General features: G+C 38.0%; 3 protein-coding genes. 2 read left to right on the top strand and 1 reads right to left on the bottom strand.

The features are described from left to right. Positions 1 to 69 precede the first annotated feature (69 nt). Positions 70 to 636, top strand: a complete 567-nt coding sequence (locus AC1M9I_RS14520) for a recombinase family protein (protein ID WP_104470814.1) — start codon at positions 70 to 72, stop codon at positions 634 to 636. Between the two features lie 215 nt (positions 637 to 851). Here AC1M9I_RS14520 and AC1M9I_RS14515 read toward each other — a convergent pair whose 3' ends face one another. After that, a complete protein-coding gene (locus AC1M9I_RS14515; protein ID WP_481611206.1) occupies positions 852 to 2,132 on the bottom strand; it encodes a cation efflux transmembrane domain-containing protein in 1,281 nt (426 codons plus the stop codon). A 90-nt stretch (positions 2,133 to 2,222) separates the two neighbouring features. On the opposite strand from AC1M9I_RS14515, the gene cadR reads away from it, so the two are divergent. After that, positions 2,223 to 2,615 carry a Cd(II)/Pb(II)-responsive transcriptional regulator gene (gene cadR / locus AC1M9I_RS14510; RefSeq protein WP_004281856.1) on the top strand — a complete coding sequence of 131 codons (393 nt, stop codon included), beginning with the start codon at positions 2,223 to 2,225 and terminating at the stop codon, positions 2,613 to 2,615. Positions 2,616 to 2,682 lie beyond the last annotated feature (67 nt).

The following is a 2,682-nucleotide window of genomic DNA, read 5'->3' as shown; positions in this document are numbered from 1 at the left end:
TGTAACTTTGGTATTAAAAATTTATAATTTACGAAATTGTTCATTTTTCTTCAATTGGGGCGTGAAAAAGTGAAAGGCCAAAAAGTAGGGTATGTCCGGGTCAGTTCTGTCGAGCAAAACACTGGACGTCAACTTGAGGGAATTGAAGTCGACCGGATTTTTGTTGATCGTGCGTCAGGTAAAAATACCGACCGACCGAAATTTCAAGAAATGTTGAATTATGTCCGGGAAGGAGACCAGGTGATAGTACATTCCATGGATCGTTTTGCGCGAAGCTTAAAAGATTTGGTGACTGAAGTAGATAAACTGGTCAAACGAGGGATCTCCATCCAGTTTGTAAAAGAAAATATTACTTTTACGGCCCAATCCACTCCGATGGATAATTTGATGCTGCAACTGATGGGTGCTTTTGCACAGTTCGAACGTGAGATTATTCTGGAGCGGCAAAAGGAAGGAATTAAACTGGCATCAGCTCAAGGGAAGTACAAAGGTCGGGTACATAAATTGAAACCTGAGCAGGCTGAAGCTTTACGACAAGCATGGAAGGAAGGGAAATATCCTTCAAAAATGGCATTAGGTCAGGCATTCGGTATTAGTCGTCAAGCGGTATACCGCTATTTAAAAGCCGGGGAATAACTCAATTGAATTTTCGACTATATTTAGTTTAGCTTATGAAAATGAGGGAATGTGATAAATCTATGAAAAAGCCTATTCGAGGGGGGAGATTGAACTATCATACTGATTTTAGATGACCATTTAATCAATCACCCCAGATGTTTAGAAAAGAAAAAACCCCGGCATCCTGCTGGGGTTTTTAGTATTGGTTCGCTCGGTATAACTCTTGTTGTACCTTACTTCAAAGCCAAAATCTTTCGAGCACCATTAAGTACGAATAAAGAAACTAGTATACCAATGATTAAGTCTGGATAAGCTGATCCCGTCCATGCCACGAGTACACCGGCAAATATGACGCCCATATTTACCACAACGTCATTCGCTGAGAAAATCCAACTGGCTTTCATATGTGCGCCATCTTCTCGATGACCAGAAATAAGATATAAGCATGTCACGTTAGCTATAAGTGCGAGCAGGCCAATAACAATCATGAGCGTTGATTCTGGCTCGCTTCCAAACATGAATCGTCTAATGACGTCAACAATCACGATGACAGCGAGTAATAACTGAATCCAGCCTGCAAAATGAGCTGCTTTTACTTGATATTTCGCAGCTTTCCCGACGGCATATAGCGCAATACCATAAACGGCTGCATCGGCAAACATATCTAGAGAATCAGCAATCAATCCTGTAGAAGCAGCAATAATACCGCTGATGAATTCTATAAAGAACAGTAGAGCATTAATGCCTAATAACAGTTTAAGTACTTTAGCTTGTCTTACAGGATCAGGTTCATTGGGTAGGTCACCTGAAGAAAGCTGTGTTTCATCAAGTTTCGCCCCAAAACCCAGTCCTTCAAGTTTGGCCGTAATTTGCTGAATCCCTTCATTATGGAAGACTTTCAGTTTTCGATTGGGAAGATCAAAAGTAAGACCTTTAACTGCTTCAAGATCTGCAAGAGTCATACGGACCATTTGCTCTTCAGCAGAGCAATCCATTTTAGGAATGGTGTAGGTACTTGTTTGCTTGGCCTGTTGATTGCTTATATAAGTTTCAGTCTTCACAAGCTTTGCCCCAAAACCCAGTCCTTCAAGTTTGGTGGTTATATTTTCATCTTTTTGATTATGTAGAACCTTTAAATAACGGTTAGGTAAATCAAAGATGAGTTTTTGAACACCATCAATTGAAGATAGCGCCATACGAACCATCTGTTCTTCCGCAGAACAATCCATTTTGGGAACTAAGTATTCACTCATGTAGTGCGAATCTTTTAAAACGTTTTCAGTGCTTAAATTTTCTTTGGGATCAGAACCACAACAGGATTGAGCGGTATCTTCACAACTGTTTGAAGTGTTACAGCAAGGAGATGAAGATTTTTCTTCTTCCTCTTCACCACAACAGCTAGGCGTATTATCACAATTCTTTGAATTGCTTGCTTCTGCAATTGATGGATGATTTTCTTGTTGAGATTTCTTATCTTCGCATGGTGTTTCTTTACTACATCCACAACCACTCATAGTTATACCCATTAAAAAAATTTATAAACTTTGAATATTAGAATCCCTATAGTTACTATAGAGTCAAGATTTTTTGGAAATACCAACTCAATGCATTTAAAAATTGGTGAACTCTCTAAAAAAACCTCATGTTCAGTATTAACAATTAGGTTTTATGAAAAGGAAGGTTTAATTCCGGAACCCGAAAGAACAGAAGGAAATTACCGCCTTTACGATATAGGCTATGTTGAGCGAATTAAGTTTATTTTGAATTGCCGAACTTTAAATATGAGTTTGAATGAAATTCGTCAATTACTCACCTATAAAGATAATCCCAAGAAAAATTGTTCAGATGTGAATGAATTAATTGACTTACATGTCAGTGCTATCAGAGAAAATATAATCAAGCAACAAAAGCTTATTGAACAATTATCTGATTTAAGAGGTACTTGTGATGGCTTATGTACAATTGACCAATGTGGAGTTCTAAAAAATCTAGCTTGATTATCTAGACCTATGCTTTTTTCAAAAATTCTGTATATCTTTACTTAAGGCTGCAAAAAGTTTAAGG

The organism is Acinetobacter sp. ANC_7553 (assembly GCF_056779895.1).
This window is presented reverse-complemented; position numbering and strand designations above follow the sequence as displayed.